A 16071-nucleotide genomic window follows, 5' to 3' on the forward strand; every position below is an offset into this window, starting at 1 on the left:
GGGCGCTCAGTCGCCCCGGGTCAGGCCGGAGGCCATGGCCTTGGCGTACTCGCGCGTAATGCGCACGTCGATGACCGCCACCTTGCCGTCGCGCACCGCCTGCAACCCGTCGCGTAGCGCAGACTGCACTTCGGCCACCGTCTGCAGGCCACCCCATGCCGTCGCGCCTTGTGCCCGCGCCATGCCGGCGATGTCGACATCGGGGCCTTCGATGCGCTGGCCCACCCACTTGTTCTCCACCGGCCGTGCGCGCACTTGCGCCACTTTCTCCTGGTGCACCTCGTCATTGAAGAACGAACGGTTATTGGCCACCACGACGAGCAAGGGAATGCGGTAACGCACCGCCGTCCATAGCGCGGTGACACCCATCAGGAAGTCGCCGTCACCCAGCACACCCACGGCCAAGCGGCCGCTGTCGCGCAAGGCCAGGGCGGCGCCCACGCACATGCCCGGGCCCGAGCCGACACCGCCGCCGCCGTCATACCCCAGATAGTCCAGCGGGTGCTCGAAAGCCTTGGCATCGCCCGGCCAGCCGAGGTTGGTGCGTATCAGGCTCGCCGGCTGTGCCGCGTCCAGCGCCGCGCTCACCAGCTGGGCAAACGTGGCCAGCGGCATGTCGCCCTCGTAGCGATCGTTGATCGCCGTCGTGGCGGCGGCCGGTGGGCGTGTCGCTGGCGGCGCTGTGGCAGGCAGATGCGGCAGGAGCTGCGCCACGAGGGTGTCGGGGTCGGCGGCGAGGAAGGTGTCGGCGCAGGGCATGCCCTGGTGTTCACCACCGAAGCCGTTGTGCAGCACGTGATCGAGGGACACCTGCACCACATGCGGTGCCACTGGATGCGTACCGAAGGCCGCCTTCAGCGCACCGGCCAGGTCGAGCCAGTCCAGGCTGAGCACCACGTCTGCCTCGCGCAGCAACGCCAGCGCCGGCTCGGTGAGGAAGTAGCCAGGTGCCGGCCCGTGCAGCGGGTGTCGCGATGGAAAGGCCGCGCCCAGCTTGAAATCGGTAAGCACTGTGGCGCCCAAGCGCTCGGCCAGCGCCACCCGGCGCTGCCACGCCTCGGGGTCGCGGTTGACTCGGCCCATGAGGATCACCGGGCGGCGCGCCTCGGCGAGACGCTGGGCCAGCCGCTGCACGCTTGGGCCACTGACGGCTGGCGGCTCCGGAGGCTCGTAGCGCCGCAAGTCAGGCATGGCAGGCAGTTCGGCCGCGGAGGCCTCCTGCAATGCGCTGTCGAAGCACACATAGGTCGGTCCGCAGGGCACCGTAGTCGCGATGCGACGCGCTCGCACCACCGCCTCGGTGGCACCTTCCAGCGAAGAGGGCTCAGCATCCCACTTGACGAAGCTGCGAACCAGTGCTCCCTGGTCTTTCGACGTGTGCAACCAATCGATCCAGGGACGGCGCTTGGCCGTGTCCACCGGCCCGGTGGCCCCGAAGACCAGCACCGGTACGCGGTCGCAGAAGGCATCGAAGATGGCCATGGACCCGTGCATCAACCCCACATTGGCATGCAGGATGGCCCCCATCGGCTTGCCGGTGACCTTGGCGTACCCGTGGGCGATCGCCACCGCGTGTTCTTCGTGCAACACGGTCAGCATCTGGGGCTTCTGGTCTCCGAGGTGGTTGACCAGGCTGTCGTGCAGGCCCCGGTAGCTGGCCCCCGGGTTGAGCGCGACATATTCCAGGCCGATGTGACGCAGCAGGTTGGCCAAGTGGTCGCTGCCCCAGCTGCGCAAGTTGGTTTCTACGGCCGAAAGCGCCGATGTGTCGGAACGATTCATGATGGAACTACCTCCCCTTGCTTCAGTCGAGCTTGACCTTGAGTTCCTCGGACAGCCGCTTCCATGTCGCCAAGTCCTGAGCGATCTGCTTTTCGAACTGCGCACTGTTCAGAATGCGGGTGGAAACCAGCCGGTCGGCGAACGCCTTTTGCAGTTCCTTGTCTTGCATCACGGCCAGCACGTCGGCCTCGAGCCGTTTGGCAACTTCCGCCGGCATCGCGGCCGGCCCGATGAGGCCGAACCACACCTCGGCATCGAAGCCCGGGAAGCCTTTGGACTCGGCCACCGTCGGGAGGTCGGGCTTGAAGGGCAGGCGCTGTTGCGCGGCGACCGCGATGTAGCGAAGCTTGCCCGCCTGCACTTGCGGGTCCAGGTTGGGCACTGTGTTGAACAGCACTGGCACCTGCCCACCAATGCCGTCGATGATCGCCGGCGAGCAGCCCTTGTAAGGAACGTGGATCATGTCCACTTTGGCCACCTGCGAGAAACGCGCTCCGGTGAAGTGCTGTGCGGTACCGTTGCCGCAGGACGAAAACGTGAGCTTGCCACCTTGCTGGCGCGCGTAGGCGACGAGTTCATCCACCGTCTTCACGGGAAGCGAGGGATGCACCGCGATCGCGATCGGGGTAGACGCCATGGCGGCGATGAACTTCAGGTCTTTCTGGGTGTTGAAAGATTGGCGCATTCCCAGCGCTGTATTGATCGTCAGCGTATTGTTGTTCATCAGGAGCGTGTAGCCGTCAGGCTTCGCACGAGCGACGTACTCGGTTGCTATGTTGCCGGACGCCCCGGCCCTGTTGTCTACTATCACAGTCTGGCCGAGGCGCTGAGACAGCTTGGGTGCGATCAGACGGGCGATGACATCCGCGCCGCCCCCGGGCGGGAATGCTGCAACGATAGTGATCGGTTTGCTCGGGAAGGGAGCCTCCGCGACGGCGGTGCCGGCAGCAAGCGCGGCGAGAGTGAGGGCGCCTAGCAGGCGGGTGTGAAATTTCATGATGTTGTCTCGCGTTCGTGTATTGCGGGTAGGCAGCCGCAGAGTCGGTGGGCTAGCAGGGGGTCCCCTTCAGCCCAGCTTCAGGTTGACATTCTTTGTGTAGGTGAACTCCAGCAATTCCTCGAAGCACTCCTCGCGGCCGATGCCCGAGTTCTTGACGCCGCCGAAAGGTGCGCCTACGAAGTGCTGGCTGGTGTTGTTGATCCATACATATCCTGTGTGGATACGCTGCACCGCACGGTGCGCCGTCTCCAGGCTGCGCGTCCAGATCGAGCCGGTGAGGCCGAACTCCACGTCGTTGACGTCGTGCCACAACTGCTCTTCGTCGCGCCAGCGAAAAACGGACAGGATCGGTCCGAAAACTTCCTCGCGAGCCAGCCGCATGCCGGGTTTCATGTCCGCGAAGACGGTGGCCTCGAAGAAGAAGCCGTTGCGCAGTTCGGGATCGTCAGGCTGCTTGCCCCCGACCACCAGGCGTGCACCTTCATCCAGCGCCGAGCGCACAAAGCCCTTCACCTTGTCGAGTTGGGCCGCGCTCACGAGCGACCCCATCGTCGTGGCAGGGTCCAACGGCACGCCCGGCTTGTGGCGCTGCGGCACCAGTTCGGCAACGCGCCTCACCACCTCGTCGTGAATGTCCTCGTGCAGGAAGACGCGGCTGGTCGATCCACAGCTCTGTCCAGACCAGGAGAAGTTCATGCCCCCGACGATCCCGTTGACCAGCTTCTCAAGGTCCGCGTCCGGGTAGGCGACCAGAGCGTTTTTGCCGCCCAGTTCCAACAGCACGGGTTTAAGTCCGTCGGCCGCGGTTTTCATCACCGCGCGGCCGGTGGGCACGCCTCCGATCAGCGTCACCTTGCGCACCAGCGGGTGGCGGGCCAGCGCCTCACCGCATTCACGCATGCCGCACAGGAAATTCACCACGCCGGGCGGGAACAATCCGCCGATGAGTTCGCCCAGCCGGATGATGGACAAGGGCGCTTGGTCTGGTGCCTTGACCACCACCGTATTGCCCGCGGCCAATGGTGCGGCAATCCGCATGGCCGCGAACATCAAGGGGTGGTTGTAGGCCACGATGCGTGCTACTACACCCAGCGGTTCGCGCACCGTGTAGTTCAGGTGACCGGGCCCCATGGGAATGGTTTCTCCCTTGATCTCAGTGGCCAGTCCGGCGAAGTACTCGATGCCATCCGCCGCAAAGTTCGCGTCATGCGCCAACATCGCCACTGGATTGCCGTTGTTCAGCGCGTCCAATTGCGCCAGGGAGTAGGCATGCTCGCGCAGCACCGCTGCTGCCTGCCTCAAGAGCCTACCACGCTCAACGGGAGGCATGGACGACCAGGCGGGGAAGGCAGCCTGGGCAGCGCGCACCGCCGCATCCACATCGGCGGCTGTCGCGACAGGCGCCTGCGACAGCGGCTCGTTGCAAGCCGGATTGAGGGTGTCGGCATAGCCGCCTTCCAGCGGCTCGTGCCAGGCGCCGCCGTAGAACAGCGCATTGTGCGCCGGCAGCACGCCGGCAGGAATTTCGTTCGCTCGCATGGTGACCTTCAGCTACGCCGCGCGAGGGAATCCGCACGGCAGGGCTGCACTTTCAATCAGGGCGCAGAGTTGGTCAATCTTGATTAAGCGATCCACTAGAGCATTGCCCGTACGATGCGACGCGGGAAACTTCAGTTGAATGGCTTCTCCAAGCTGGCTACTCCGCCTTGATGTTCGCCTCCTTGATGACCTCGGCCCAGCGCTTCGTGTCGTCCTCGATGGTCTGCGCCATTTGCGCGATGGTGCCGCCCTTCAAGACGATGCCCTGATCGGCCATTCGTGCTTGAACCTCGGGCTGCGCCAAAACCCTGCGCACGTCGCGGTTGAGACGCTCGATGATCGCCGGCGGCGTGCGAGGCGGCGCGGCCAGACCCACCCATACCTCGCCCTGCCAACCTGGTACGCCGGCCTCGGCGAGCGTGGGCACATCCGGCACCAGCGGAACCCTCTCGTTGCCCACGATGGCCAGCGCTTTGAGCTTGCCATCGCGAATGTGCGGCAGCAGTTGGTTGATCGCGCCAAACTGCACGTCGACCTGCCCGCCAAGAAGATCGACGATCGCTGGCGCCCCGCCCTTGTAAGGCACATGCGTCATGCGGGCACCGGTCATCGACCGGAACATCTCCGCCGCCAGATGATGAGGACTCCCGATGCCGGAAGATGCATACGACAGGCCTGCCGGCCGCGACTTCGAGAGTTCGATCAGTTCCTTGACCGAGCCCACCTTGGCGCTGCTGCCCGCGACCAACACGAAGGGGACCGTGCCCAACAGCGTGACCGGCGCCAGATCCTTGGCAGCCTCCAGCCGCGGCGACAACGAGTGATTCACCACGAACACGTTGTTTGGCGCCACCAGCAGTGTGTGGCCGCCTGCGGGGGCTCTCGCGACGGCGTCAGCGCCGATGTTACCGCTGGCGCCTGGGCGGTTTTCCACGATCACACTCTGATGCCATAGCCCGCTCAGCTTCTCTGCCAGCGTACGGGCGAGCACATCGTTGCTTCCGCCAGGTGTCAGCGGAACGACCAGCTTGATCGGCTGACTTGGAAACTCCTGCGCGTGGGCTGGCGCCAAGACACCCAACCACGCCACGGTTACGCTCGCCAGCGCGAGAGCGATGACTCGCCGACGCCTGTGGTGCACGCACAAGACGCGATTGCCAACGGCAGCTTGCTGTTCAGGACTAAAACGATCGGGCACTCAATGTCTCCTTGTCTGTCTGCTTCGGGCGCCCGGAGATGCACGACGTCCGGACGACGGCCAGACTGTGTCAGCCGCCATCGACTGTCGTTTGCACGACGCGACTCGGTCAATCTTGATAAGCAAATCAACGTCCCCCCCGAAGCTGTCTGGAGCGTCAAACCCATGCTTTCCTGTATTGAGCGGCAATCAAGCTGGACCGGACCAAGGGTGCTGCATAAATTCACGCACCGCATCAGGGCTCACCGTGAGCCACTTGCCGACGATCCACTTCTGCTTCTCACTACCATGACCCCATCCACTCGTCGTTCCTGCCTGATCCGCCTGCTTAGCAGCGTGCTAGGAATGAGTGTCTTCACGCCCTGCGCTTTCGCCGAGAACTGGCCGCGCCAACCAGTGAAGATGATCCTGCCTGTAGGCGCGGGCTCGGTACCCGATGCGATGGCGCGACTGGTCGCCGACAAGCTCACGCAGCAGTTGGGCAAGCCGGTGGTCATCGAGAATCGCCCTGGCGCCGGAGGCATCGTCGGCGTTCAGGCAATGGAAATGGCGCCGCGCGACGACCACACGGTGATGTTCATGTTCACGGGCGTGTCCGTCATCACGCCGCTGATGGTCAAGTCGGTCCGCTATGACGTGCTGCGCGACTTCACGCCGATTGCCGGACTGGCCGAAACCAGCTTCATGCTGGCGGCTTCTCCCGGAGTGCCAGCAAAGACGCTTCCCGAGATCATCCGCTACTCCAAGGAGCGACCGGGCAGTGTTGTTCTGGGTCACGTCGGGCCAGGGTCGACTGGCCACATGATGGCCGAGAACTTTGCCCGGCGCAGCCAGGGGGGGTTTTCCGTGGTGGGCTTCTCGCCATCTTCCGGTCCGATAGCACTAATGAGTGGGGATGCTTCTTACTACATCGACGGCATCGCGGCGCTCTTGCCTCTCGTCAAGGCCGGCAAGGTAACACCAGTGGCGGTCTTTTCATCGAGTCCTCTACCCGGATTGGAAGGCTACAAGCTGGCAAACGAAACTGTGCCCGGTACAGAGGGAATGGGCAGCTTTGGCATGATGGGTCCCAAGAACATGTCCACGGAAGCGCTGGCAGCGATGATCGGGGCACTCGGCAAGGTCATGTCAGATCCAGACGTCATCGCTCGCTTGAGGGAACTGGCCATCTTCCCGGCCTTCACGCCCGGTCCGGCATATGCAGACGTTATTCGTAGAGAGAATGCAGCTTGGTCGCTGGTTGCGAGGACCACGGGAATGGAGCCGCAGTGACGCAGTCGGTCATCAGCGGACTTTCGTGCATGATCCTCAGCATCACCAACACTACCGTCTCCCTTCAGAAGTGGTAGCTCTGGATGTTCACAATTGCTGTGGGTGCCGACACCGGGGGGCAATCTAGCCGGAGGCGATCACGGAATCAGACGATCCGGGTCTCGAGTTCACCGAGACCCTGGATCCACACCTTCGTCACGTCGCCACGCTTCAAGAAGGTGCCAGTTTCCATGCCGACACCCGCGGGCGTTCCCGTGAGAATCACATCACCGGGATACAAGTCAGTTCGTTCGCTCAAGTGCGCGATCTGTTCCGCGACACTGTACAGATGGTTGCGGGTGTTCGAGTCTTGGCGCAGGACGCCATTGACCCACAGTCTGATGTCAAGGTCTTCGGGCGAACCCACGAATTCGGCAGGAGTGAAAACGGGCCCGAGTGGACAGGATCCGTTGAAGCACTTGTGCCCGATCCAGTCGTATCTGAAGGGGGAACTCGGATCCGCCTTGTCTCGCAGAAAGTTGTCTCGCGCCGACAAATCGTTCGCGCACATGTAGCCAGCCACGTGGGCGAGTGCAGAGTCGACCGCGACGCTGAAGGCCTGCCGCCCGATGACCACCGCCAACTCCGCTTCCCAGTCCAAGCGCTGCGTTCGAGCAGGGAATGGAACGTCGCCCCGATGACCCGAGAGATTGGCAACGCCTGCCTTCAGGAAATGCCACGGTGCGATGCCCTCGCTCTTGGGATCGAGCACCAGTGACATGTTGAGGGCCCGGCTCATCGCCTCGACGTGGTCGCGATAGTTCGCGCCGGCCGCATAGATGGCGCCGGGGCGTACCAGCGGCGCGAGCAACGCGAGTTGGGTTGGATCGAGCTTCGCCTCGGAGAAGGCCGATTCATCGGCAGCCACCGCGAGTGCCAGCTGCCGCAGTTCGTGCTGCGCCGCCTCCCATCGCTGAAGCAGGGCGTCAACGGAAGAGAGCGCCGCCAGTTCATCCCGCCCGATACAGCTTGCTGCAACCGAGAGGTCCAGCCAGTTGGTGTCGATCAGAATGCCACCACGCGACATGCTGCGTGTCCCATAGCTGAAGAGCTGGTACTTCAAGTGTCTACTCCTCGATCACGAAACCGGAGGCCTTCACGACGCCAGCCCACCGCTGCAGGTCTTCCTGGACCAACGCGGCCACACGTTGCCTGGGCATTGGTGCCACGACGATGCCGAACTTCGCGAACCCTTCGGCAACCGCTGAGCTCTTCAACGCCTCGTTGATGGACTTCTCCAACCTGGTGGCCGCCGCTTCCGACGTTCCTGCGGGAGCGAACACGGCGATCCAACTCTGCACCACCACGTCTCGGTAGCCGGATTCACGCAGAGTTGGTGCATCGGGAAGGAAGCGCGATCGCTCGGGGCCAGTGGTCGCAAGCACCCGAAGCTTTCCGCTTCCCATGTGCGGCAGCACCTCCGCGACCGGGTTGATGCTCGCGGGGACCTGGCCACCAAGGAGGTCCTGCATGGCCTGGGTTCCCCCCTTGTAGCCCACGTGTGTGAGATCGACCTTCGCGGCAGTTGCCAGCATCACGCCAGTGAAGTGAGGGGTCGATCCTGGAGCAGGCGATGCAAACAACGCCTTCTTCGGGTTGTCGCGGCACCATTGCAGGAACGCACCGACGGTTGTTACTTCCTTGGGCACGGCCGGACCCACGCAGAGTGCGAACTCGGACACGCCGCACATGGCTACTGGAACAAAATCCACAAGCGGGTTGTAGGTCAGCTTGCGATACAGATGGGGAAAGACCGTCAGTGGGAAGTCAGGCGTGACCACGATCGAGTCGCCGTCGTTCTTCGCCCGGATCGCGGCGTCCAGCGCCAAACGACCACCTGCTCCGGCACGGTTGTCGACGATCGCATCGAACCCACCCATCTGGCGTGTCACCAAACGGGCGATCACGTCAGTGGCACCGCCTGGCGGAAAACCGACGTACACGTGCAGGGGAGTGGCCGCGAAGGCTGGCAGCGCTCTGTACAACGACACGGCACCGGCGCCCTTCAGGAACATTCGGCGCCGAGGTTGGAATGGCTTCGACGTACGAGGTCCGCTAAATCGGGTCATGTTTGTCTCCTGATGAATCGCGATTCTTCAATAGGTGTCGCCATCAATCCATAGAGATAGCATGAATCCTCGGTATAGCTGACGTCTATACTTGTCGATTGACGGATCTCTGAGGCTGCGCCGCCATTTCGGCCGATCCCCGACACCATGAGCGCATGGCGACAGGGCAGATCGACTTCGCGCCCGGCGTTCTTTGTGTCAATGCGACCCCATTGGCCTGAAGCGCGCGCGTCGCTGTCGAGGCCGAAGAGGTGCCGGGCTAAGGTCGAGCCAGGGTCTCCGCCAACTCCCACAGCGACCCCATCTGTCCTGAATGGAACAGCAGGGGCGGCGTGTCGGTCCGAGAGAACCGTTCCACGCGCCCGAGGATGATCGTGTGGTCGCCCTCCTGATGGCGCGAATAGGTTGAGCATTCGAACGTTGCCACACTGTCGAAAAGCCTTGCGCAGCCATTCGAGCCCACCTCGAACGCGTCCGCGAACTTTTCGAACTTGTCGGCCGCGGGTTTGGCGAAATGCCATGCCAGGTCCTTCTGCCCGGCGCCCAGCACACTCAGGTTGAACGGTCGCGTCGCAAGGAAGGCGTCGGCGCTGCGCGTGTCGTCGCGAATGCTCCACAGGATGAGGGGCGGGTCCAGTGACACCGAGGAGAACGAGTTGATCGTCATGCCCTCGCGCTTGCCGTCTGGCGTCGTGGTGGTCACCAGGCACACGCCCGTCGGGAATGCACCGAGAGCCTGCCGCAGGAGGCGGGCGTCGACCGTGTCGGCTTCGTCGCCCGTGATGAGTGCCCAGGAGTACATGGCTCGTGTCTCGTTCAGTACTGACCCTTGGGCTCCAGGCCGAGCAGGTATTGCCCCACCATCGAAGAGACCGCGTCCCAGTTCAAGCTGATGTGACGCGAAATGGCATTCGCATCGCGCCACATGCGTTGAATCGGCTGGTTGAGTGACAAACCTGCTCCCCCCACGCTGGCGAACACGGCCTCCACGGCATCGCGCGACAGGCGCGCGGCGAACGCATGGTCGCGACGATTGCGGATTCGCTGTTCGACGCTGATGATGTGGCCATCTAGCGCCATCTGTTCGACCTGCGCCGTGTCCCGGTAGAGCAGCAGCCGCGCTGCATCGACGCTGGCAGATGCTTCGGCCAAACGGGACTGCACCGGGAAGAACTCACTGAGCCTGTTACCCCCTCCGGACACCGCACCGCGCGTCACCCTCGTACCGGCCATCTGGATCATTTCGTCCACCGCACCTTGCGCCGTGCCGAGGATCGGCGACACAAGGCAGACGGGAACGGCCGACAGAAAGGGGATCCGGTAGATCGGATTCGAGTTGACTCGCGCGCCCGGAGGGTTGTTGGAGGAGGCTTCGGCGAACGTCAGCTTGCGGTGTCCCGGAATGAACGTCGGCTTGTCGATCACCACGCCCTTCGAGCCGGTCCCCGACTGGCCGGCGACATGCCAGTTGTCTTCGATCGACCAGTCCGAGCGCGGTGCCAGCAGGAACCCCGCCGTCGGCGAGGCGCCCTTTTCTTCGGGCGGAAACTGGACCCCCAGGAGAGCCCACTGGGAGTTGTCGACGTTGGAGGCGAACAGCCATTTGCCCTGCACAACATATCCGCCATCGACCTTCTCCGCCATCGTGGCCGGCGCGTATGAGCCACAGACAATCGCTTGGGGATCGCTGCCCCATACGTCGTCCTGCGCTTGCTCAGGGAAGGTTCCGACCAGCCACTGGTGAATGGCGCCCAGCGAACATCCCCAAGAAGACGAAGTGCAGCCGCGTGCGATTTCGCTGACGACGTCGATGAACGCAGTAAATCCGTACTCATAGCCACCGTATCGGGCAGGCTGCATCAGCTTGAAGAAGCCAGCGTCGTGAAAGGCCCGCGTCGTTTCGTCGGAGACACGGCGGTCCTCCTCGGTCCGTTGAGCCCTGGCGCGCAGCATGGGGACCAATTCGCTTGCAGACGCAACTAATTGCTCGATCGGGGGCGCACCTTCCACCGGTGACTTTCTTCCCGGTGCGGGAAGGTCGACCCGGTTCAGCTGCGCGAATGGGGCGAAGGGTGCTGCGACGTCGTTCATGGGAAGTCTCCAAGAGGTTGGGGTGGCATTCGTTCGAGGCCTCCATTGAAATTCATAACACTTGCAAACGCAATCAATAATTGCCTAGGGTTTTCACTACCAGGATTGCCTGCTTCGTTTGTAAGATTCGGCATGGCCAAGAGAAAACCAGTATCAGTTGCGCCGAGGAACGAGGTGTTCGCAGCGCTAGCCCCCGCAGATTCAGTTGCATTTGCAGGCAAACTAGACAACCACGACCTCGATCGCGCTATCCCGTACTTGCTTGCGCGCGCAGGGGCCCGCATGGGACAGTCGTTCAGCCGCGAGTTGAAGCAGTTCAACCTCTCCCTGACCGAATGGCGCGTCTGCGTGGCGCTCCATCACCTGCCGCAGCAGCGCCTCTCCGACCTTGCCCTGCACACGTCGACCGAGCCCTCGACGCTTTCGCGCGTGGTCGATGGCCTGCTGCAACGCGGCGTGCTCGTGCGCGATCGATCCGATGAGGACGCCCGCGCCCTCGCTCTCGAACTGACCGATGCGGGGCGCGAACTGACGCTGCGCATCATTCCCCTGGCCCAGGTCTATGAGCGCGTGTCGCTGTCGGGGCTGACTGCGGTGCAGGCGGAATCGCTTCGACAGATGCTGCGAATGGTCTACGAGAACCTCGCGGTGCTGGACAACGAGTAGAAACTCGTAGAACGGAGGCCGCCAGTGAACATCAACTCAATCGACCTGAATTTGTTCCTGGTGTTCCAGGCGATCTATTCCACCCGCAGCGTCACGCTCGCAGGCGATCGCCTCGGCATGACGCAGTCGGCGGTCAGCAATGCGCTCAAGCGTATGCGCGAGCGCTTCAACGATGCGTTGTTCGTCCGCTCGGCCGACGGGATGGTTCCCACGCCGGCGGCTGAGCGCCTCATTGCTCCGATCGAGGAGGGACTCGCAAGCCTGGCGCAGGCTATCGACCAGGGGCGCACCTTCGAGCCTGAGACTTCCAGCCGCCTGTTTCGAATCGCAGTGAACGATGTCGGGCAGTTGGCCATGATGCCGGAGCTGCTTTCCGTTGCGCGGAACATAGCGCCGGGCATTCGCTTTGAAACCGTGGATGCGGCCATGGCCGAAGCCCGCCAGCGGATGCTCCACGGGCAAATCGACATCGCGCTCGGCAGTTGGGAGCCGATGGGTCCATCGTTCTATCAGCAACGGTTGTTCGACGAGTCATTCGTGGTTCTGATGTCCAAGACATCGGCGCTGGGCACGCCAGAACACATCACGCTGGATGACTACCTTGCAGCCGAACACGTCGCCTATCGACCGCAAGGCACCACTGATTCCCAGCTTCAACAAACGCTGGACCGCGCAGGCGCACTAGATCGGCGCCGGGTCGTCTTGACGGCTGCCCATTCCCTCGGCTTGTCGTCGATCGTTGCTGCGTCGGGGCTGTTGCTGACCGCACCCTCGCGGCTCGCCAAGGCGATGGTGGCATCACGCACGGATCTTCACATCGTCGACGCACCCTTCGATGTCGTGCCCTTCGAGATCCGGCAGCAATGGCACGAGCGCTTTCACCAGGACAGCGGCAACCGCTGGTTGCGCGAGCTGCTCTTCGGCCTGTTCCATGAGCGGTCTCGCCGCGCGCCCGAGGTGCGGCCGCAGGACGCGCTCGCTGAAGATCAAGGCGCCGGAGCAGCACCCTCGAACGCTTGATCGAGCAACTTCCTCAGAGGCGCGCGCTCGAGCGGTCGTGGATTCGGATACTGGTTCGACACCGCCAGTTCCACCGCCTGGTCCAACCCGCTCTCGTCCATGCCGATCGCATTCAGCGAAACCGGAGCGCCATGCGATTCTGCAAGTGCGAACAGCCCCATGGGCGCATTGGCGACGCCGAGCGCCCGCGCGATGCGGATCATGGCCTGTGGCGCCGCCTCCGCGTTGTACTGAAGGGCGTGCGGCAGGACGACCGTATGCACGTCGGCATGCGGCAGGTCGAAGGTGCCGCCCAGCGTGTGGCACAGCTTGTGGTGCAGGCCCATCGACACGGCACCGAGAACAGTTCCGCAGAGCCAGGCGCCGTAGAGAGCAAGACCGCGCGCAGCGAGGTTCTGAGGATCGTCTCGAAGTGATTGCAGGGAAGCCGCGCAGGCACGAATGCCTTCTTCGGCCATCAATGCGGTCACCGGGTTGCCATCGTGGGCGTACAGGCCTTCCGCCGCGTGGGCGATCGCATTGATGGCGCTCGTGACGGTCAGATCCATCGGCAGCGACAGCGTGAGCTTGGGATCGTAGACCACCACTTTCGGCAGCACGCGGAGGTCGCGCCCGGTCTTCTTGACCCCTCCCTCGGTGATGCCATAGATCGGCGTCACCTCGCTGCCCGCGTAGGTCGTGGGGACCGCGATGATCGGCAGGCCGGATTCCAGAGCGATGGCCTTGCCGAGCCCGACGGTGGACCCCCCGCCGATGGCCAGTGCGCAGTCCACCTCCAGTTCGGTGGCGAGCGCGCGAGCCTTGCGTGCGACCTCAATCGGAACGTGCATGGCGGCCCCGTCGAAAATCGATGCAACGCGAGCGCCGATCCGGTCCGCCACGGCCTGCGCCTTTTCGCGCTGGTGGGGCGTGCAGAGGACCAGCGCCCGCCGGGCGCCGAGGCGATCGAGTTCCTCTGGCAGCCCGTCAATGCTGTCCGGTCCGAAGATGATGCGCGAAGGATTTGAGTTGTAGACGAAGGAGTCCATCAGAGGGCTTTCGGCAAAGGGTAGTCGACCTGGTGGCGCGCGATGCGGAGCTCTCCGAGTTCACGCTTCACGCGCACATGCTCGGGATGCGTCGCGTAGTCCTCGAGGCTCTGGGCGTCCTGGAAGCGAGTGAGGAGCACGACATCGCAGGCGTAGTCGATGCGACTCGCATCGATGCCGATCTCGAGCTCGAGCAGACCAGGCACCCGCCCGCGCAGGGATTCGAATGCATCGCGGATTGCCAGGCAGTTGGCCATGCGCTCCGACGCCGACGCCCCAGCGACGCGCCACATCACGACATGCTTCATTTCCACGCGCTATTCCTTTGCAGCATCGTTCAGCACGAAGTCGTAGTCGAGGGTGTAGAACGGCACGTCGCACCGCGTCCCGTCGGGCGCGGGGCCCGGGTTGTGCCGCTTCCAGTCGGCGATCAGCGAGGACCGCACGCCGAACACGGCGTCCGAGTCCAGATAGGGACCTTCGGCGCGAAACACGTGGGTGATGAGCGTCTGGTACCCAGGCGCCTGGATCATGAAGTGCAGATGGGCAGGACGCCAAGGGTGGCGGCCGAGCTTTTCCAGCATCTGGCCAACTGGACCGTCGTGCGGAATCGGATACGGGACGGCAACGATGGACTTGAAGTGGTAGTGGCCGTCCGCGCCGCTGGCGAGTTGCCCCCGTCCCTCCGCATGATCGAGACCGGTCCGTTGGACATCGTAGGATCCTTCGTCGTCGGACTGCCACACATCCATGCGCGCATCCGGGATGGGCTCGCCGCGAATCCCTCGGACCGCTCCGCTCACGAAGCAGGGCTCTCCGCTGGCACCGTTGGAGATGTCGTCTCCATTGCGGTACGACGGTGCGTCGGGCACGAAGAACGGCCCGAAGACCGTGGCCTCCGTGCATCCTTTCGGGCGGCGGTTGCACTGTGCCGTGACCAAGGTCGAAAGGCCCAGCGCGTCCGACAGAAGGATGAACTCCTGCCGCTTGTCATCGGTGATCTTTCCGACGCGGGTCAGAAAGTCGATGCCCATGGCCCATTCGGCCTCGGTCAGTTCGATCTCGCGCGCAAAATCGTGCAGGTGTCGCACGAGGCTGTCCATCACGGTCTTCAGGCGTGCGTCGGAGGTTCCGCCTTGCGCCTTGAGGGTGGCGCCGGTGATGGTCCATTCGTCGATGTCGATCATGTGATCCTCTTGTCTTCTGGCTTCAGACGAAGTGCCTAACCCAGCTTGAAGAGCGACAGGGCGTTGGTGCGCCCGATCTTGGTGCGGTCGGCCTCGCTGATGCTCGTGTCGTCGAACCAGTTCGAGGCGTGATCGACGTTTTCGAAGGGCCAATCGGTCGAGAACAAGATGCGGTCCGACCCGATCTCCAGCATCGCATCGATCAACGTCTGAGTGCGGAAGTTGCCGGAGGTCGTGAGATAGAAGTTCTCGTTGAAGTACTCACAGAGCTTGCGCTTGGCCGGGTAGGTCTTGGGTGCCTTGACCCACGCGTTGCGGTGATCGATCCGCCACATGTTGTAGGGCAAGCCCTCACCGAGATGGCCGAGGATGATCTTCAAGCCCGGATGGCGATCGAAGAGTCCACTCGCCATGAGGCGCAAGGCGTGCACGGCGGTCTCCTGTGCGAACGCCCAGGTGGGGCCGAGAAGCCAGGGGTGACCGTCATAGATCTGGGCCCAGCTCTGCAATGGATTGCGCGGATGGAGATAGAACGGCGCATCCAGGCGCTCTATCTGGTCCCAGAAATCTGCGTACTGGGGCGCATCGTAGTAGACGACGTTCTCGGGGGTTCCGACCTGTGAGAAACCATTCACCAGCGCGCCACGGAAGCCCAGTTCGGTCATGCACCGCTGGAGTTCCTGGGTGGCCTTCTCGGGGTCCTGCATAGGCAGGGCGGCGAACGCCTGAAAGCGGTCGGGCCGCTTCGCGACCTGCTCGGCCAGAAAATCGTTGGCGCGTACCGACAATTCGTAGGCTTTCTTCGGGTCGGGCACCGCCTGAACGGCGGGCGCATTCAACGACAAAATCATCATCTCCATGCCGTAATCGTCCATCTGGCGCAGGCGCCCTTCATGGATGTCCAGCAGGCGACTGCTCAATTCCTTCCAATAGTCTCCAGGCACGAAGCCAGCCGAATCCTGAAGCGTTTCGGGAATCGCGAAGTGCTCTTCGAGACCAATCTTTCCTTGCATGGCTATCTCCTCTGTAGGGTTGGGCGCCGCGAACGCCCGATTGCATGGCGTTGCCACCTCGGCGCTCGCCAGACCGTCGAATCTACGAAAGCCTCGTGCAACGGTCGAACAGTTATCGGTGATAGCGCACATTCGCGGGGCGCATGGAGGAGCGGGTCGGCATCCCA

At 63.3% G+C, this 16071-nt stretch carries 15 protein-coding genes; 3 read left to right on the plus strand and 12 right to left on the minus strand.

All coding sequences use genetic code 11. The features are described 5' to 3' along the window. Nucleotides 1-6 precede the first annotated feature (6 nt). The 4 genes from QTI17_RS29120 to QTI17_RS29135 form a co-directional block, all read right to left on the minus strand. The gene (locus QTI17_RS29120) at nt 7-1782 is read right to left on the minus strand and encodes a thiamine pyrophosphate-binding protein (RefSeq protein ID WP_286537142.1); all 1776 of its coding nucleotides are present in this window, start codon (nt 1780-1782) and stop codon (nt 7-9) included. Nucleotides 1783-1804: 22 nt separating this feature from the next. Continuing rightward, entirely contained in the window at nt 1805-2779 is a 975-nt protein-coding gene (locus QTI17_RS29125) for a tripartite tricarboxylate transporter substrate binding protein (RefSeq protein ID WP_286537143.1), read from the minus strand. 69 nt (nt 2780-2848) lie between these two features. Next, nucleotides 2849-4321 (minus strand): aldehyde dehydrogenase family protein, encoded by a 1473-nt coding sequence (locus tag QTI17_RS29130; protein ID WP_286537144.1) that lies wholly within the window; start codon nt 4319-4321, stop codon nt 2849-2851. A gap of 157 nt (nt 4322-4478) precedes the next feature. Then, nucleotides 4479-5519: a Bug family tripartite tricarboxylate transporter substrate binding protein gene (locus QTI17_RS29135; RefSeq protein WP_286537147.1), complete on the minus strand. Its 1041-nt coding sequence runs from the start codon at nt 5517-5519 to the stop codon at nt 4479-4481. Nucleotides 5520-5684: 165 nt separating this feature from the next. Between QTI17_RS29135 and QTI17_RS29140 the strand changes: the two genes are divergently transcribed. Beyond that, on the plus strand, nt 5685-6791 hold the full coding sequence (locus QTI17_RS29140; protein ID WP_286537148.1) for a Bug family tripartite tricarboxylate transporter substrate binding protein: 1107 nt from the start codon (nt 5685-5687) through the stop codon (nt 6789-6791). A 145-nt stretch (nt 6792-6936) separates the two neighbouring features. Here QTI17_RS29140 and QTI17_RS29145 read toward each other — a convergent pair whose 3' ends face one another. The 4 genes from QTI17_RS29145 to QTI17_RS29160 form a co-directional block, all read right to left on the minus strand. After that, nucleotides 6937-7893 carry a fumarylacetoacetate hydrolase family protein gene (locus QTI17_RS29145; RefSeq protein ID WP_286537149.1) on the minus strand — a complete coding sequence of 319 codons (957 nt, stop codon included), beginning with the start codon at nt 7891-7893 and terminating at the stop codon, nt 6937-6939. A 4-nt stretch (nt 7894-7897) separates the two neighbouring features. Further along, nucleotides 7898-8845, minus strand: coding sequence for a tripartite tricarboxylate transporter substrate-binding protein (locus tag QTI17_RS29150; protein ID WP_286521399.1), 948 nt, complete (start codon nt 8843-8845; stop codon nt 7898-7900). Between the two features lie 313 nt (nt 8846-9158). After that, nucleotides 9159-9701, minus strand: coding sequence for a flavin reductase family protein (locus QTI17_RS29155; protein ID WP_286521400.1), 543 nt, complete (start codon nt 9699-9701; stop codon nt 9159-9161). A 14-nt stretch (nt 9702-9715) separates the two neighbouring features. Next, complete coding sequence (locus QTI17_RS29160) at nt 9716-10990, minus strand: acyl-CoA dehydrogenase family protein (protein WP_286521402.1); 1275 nt, start codon at nt 10988-10990, stop codon at nt 9716-9718. A gap of 282 nt (nt 10991-11272) precedes the next feature. Between QTI17_RS29160 and QTI17_RS29165 the strand changes: the two genes are divergently transcribed. Both QTI17_RS29165 and QTI17_RS29170 read left to right on the plus strand, forming a co-directional pair. Continuing rightward, nucleotides 11273-11656, plus strand: a complete 384-nt coding sequence (locus QTI17_RS29165; protein ID WP_286521404.1) for a MarR family winged helix-turn-helix transcriptional regulator — start codon at nt 11273-11275, stop codon at nt 11654-11656. Nucleotides 11657-11680: 24 nt separating this feature from the next. Beyond that, nucleotides 11681-12676 carry a LysR family transcriptional regulator gene (locus QTI17_RS29170; protein ID WP_286537150.1) on the plus strand — a complete coding sequence of 332 codons (996 nt, stop codon included), beginning with the start codon at nt 11681-11683 and terminating at the stop codon, nt 12674-12676. Here QTI17_RS29170 and QTI17_RS29175 read toward each other — a convergent pair. Genes QTI17_RS29175 through QTI17_RS29190 form a run of 4 tightly spaced genes read right to left on the minus strand, consistent with a single transcriptional unit; the run spans nt 12643 to nt 15904 of the window. After that, complete coding sequence (locus tag QTI17_RS29175) at nt 12643-13704, minus strand: maleylacetate reductase (protein WP_286537151.1); 1062 nt, start codon at nt 13702-13704, stop codon at nt 12643-12645. The genes QTI17_RS29170 and QTI17_RS29175 overlap by 34 nt on opposite strands. Continuing rightward, nucleotides 13704-14012: a Dabb family protein gene (locus QTI17_RS29180; protein WP_286521409.1), complete on the minus strand. Its 309-nt coding sequence runs from the start codon at nt 14010-14012 to the stop codon at nt 13704-13706. The genes QTI17_RS29175 and QTI17_RS29180 overlap by 1 nt, the downstream gene beginning before the upstream one ends. A 9-nt stretch (nt 14013-14021) precedes the next feature. Continuing rightward, a complete protein-coding gene (locus tag QTI17_RS29185; protein ID WP_286537152.1) occupies nt 14022-14891 on the minus strand; it encodes an intradiol ring-cleavage dioxygenase in 870 nt (289 codons plus the stop codon). A 35-nt stretch (nt 14892-14926) separates the two neighbouring features. Then, nucleotides 14927-15904 carry an amidohydrolase family protein gene (locus QTI17_RS29190; protein WP_286537154.1) on the minus strand — a complete coding sequence of 326 codons (978 nt, stop codon included), beginning with the start codon at nt 15902-15904 and terminating at the stop codon, nt 14927-14929. Nucleotides 15905-16071 lie beyond the last annotated feature (167 nt).

It is taken from the genome of Variovorax sp. J31P179 (genome assembly GCF_030316985.1).
Classification (GTDB): Bacteria; Pseudomonadota; Gammaproteobacteria; order Burkholderiales; family Burkholderiaceae_C; genus Variovorax; species Variovorax ginsengisoli_B.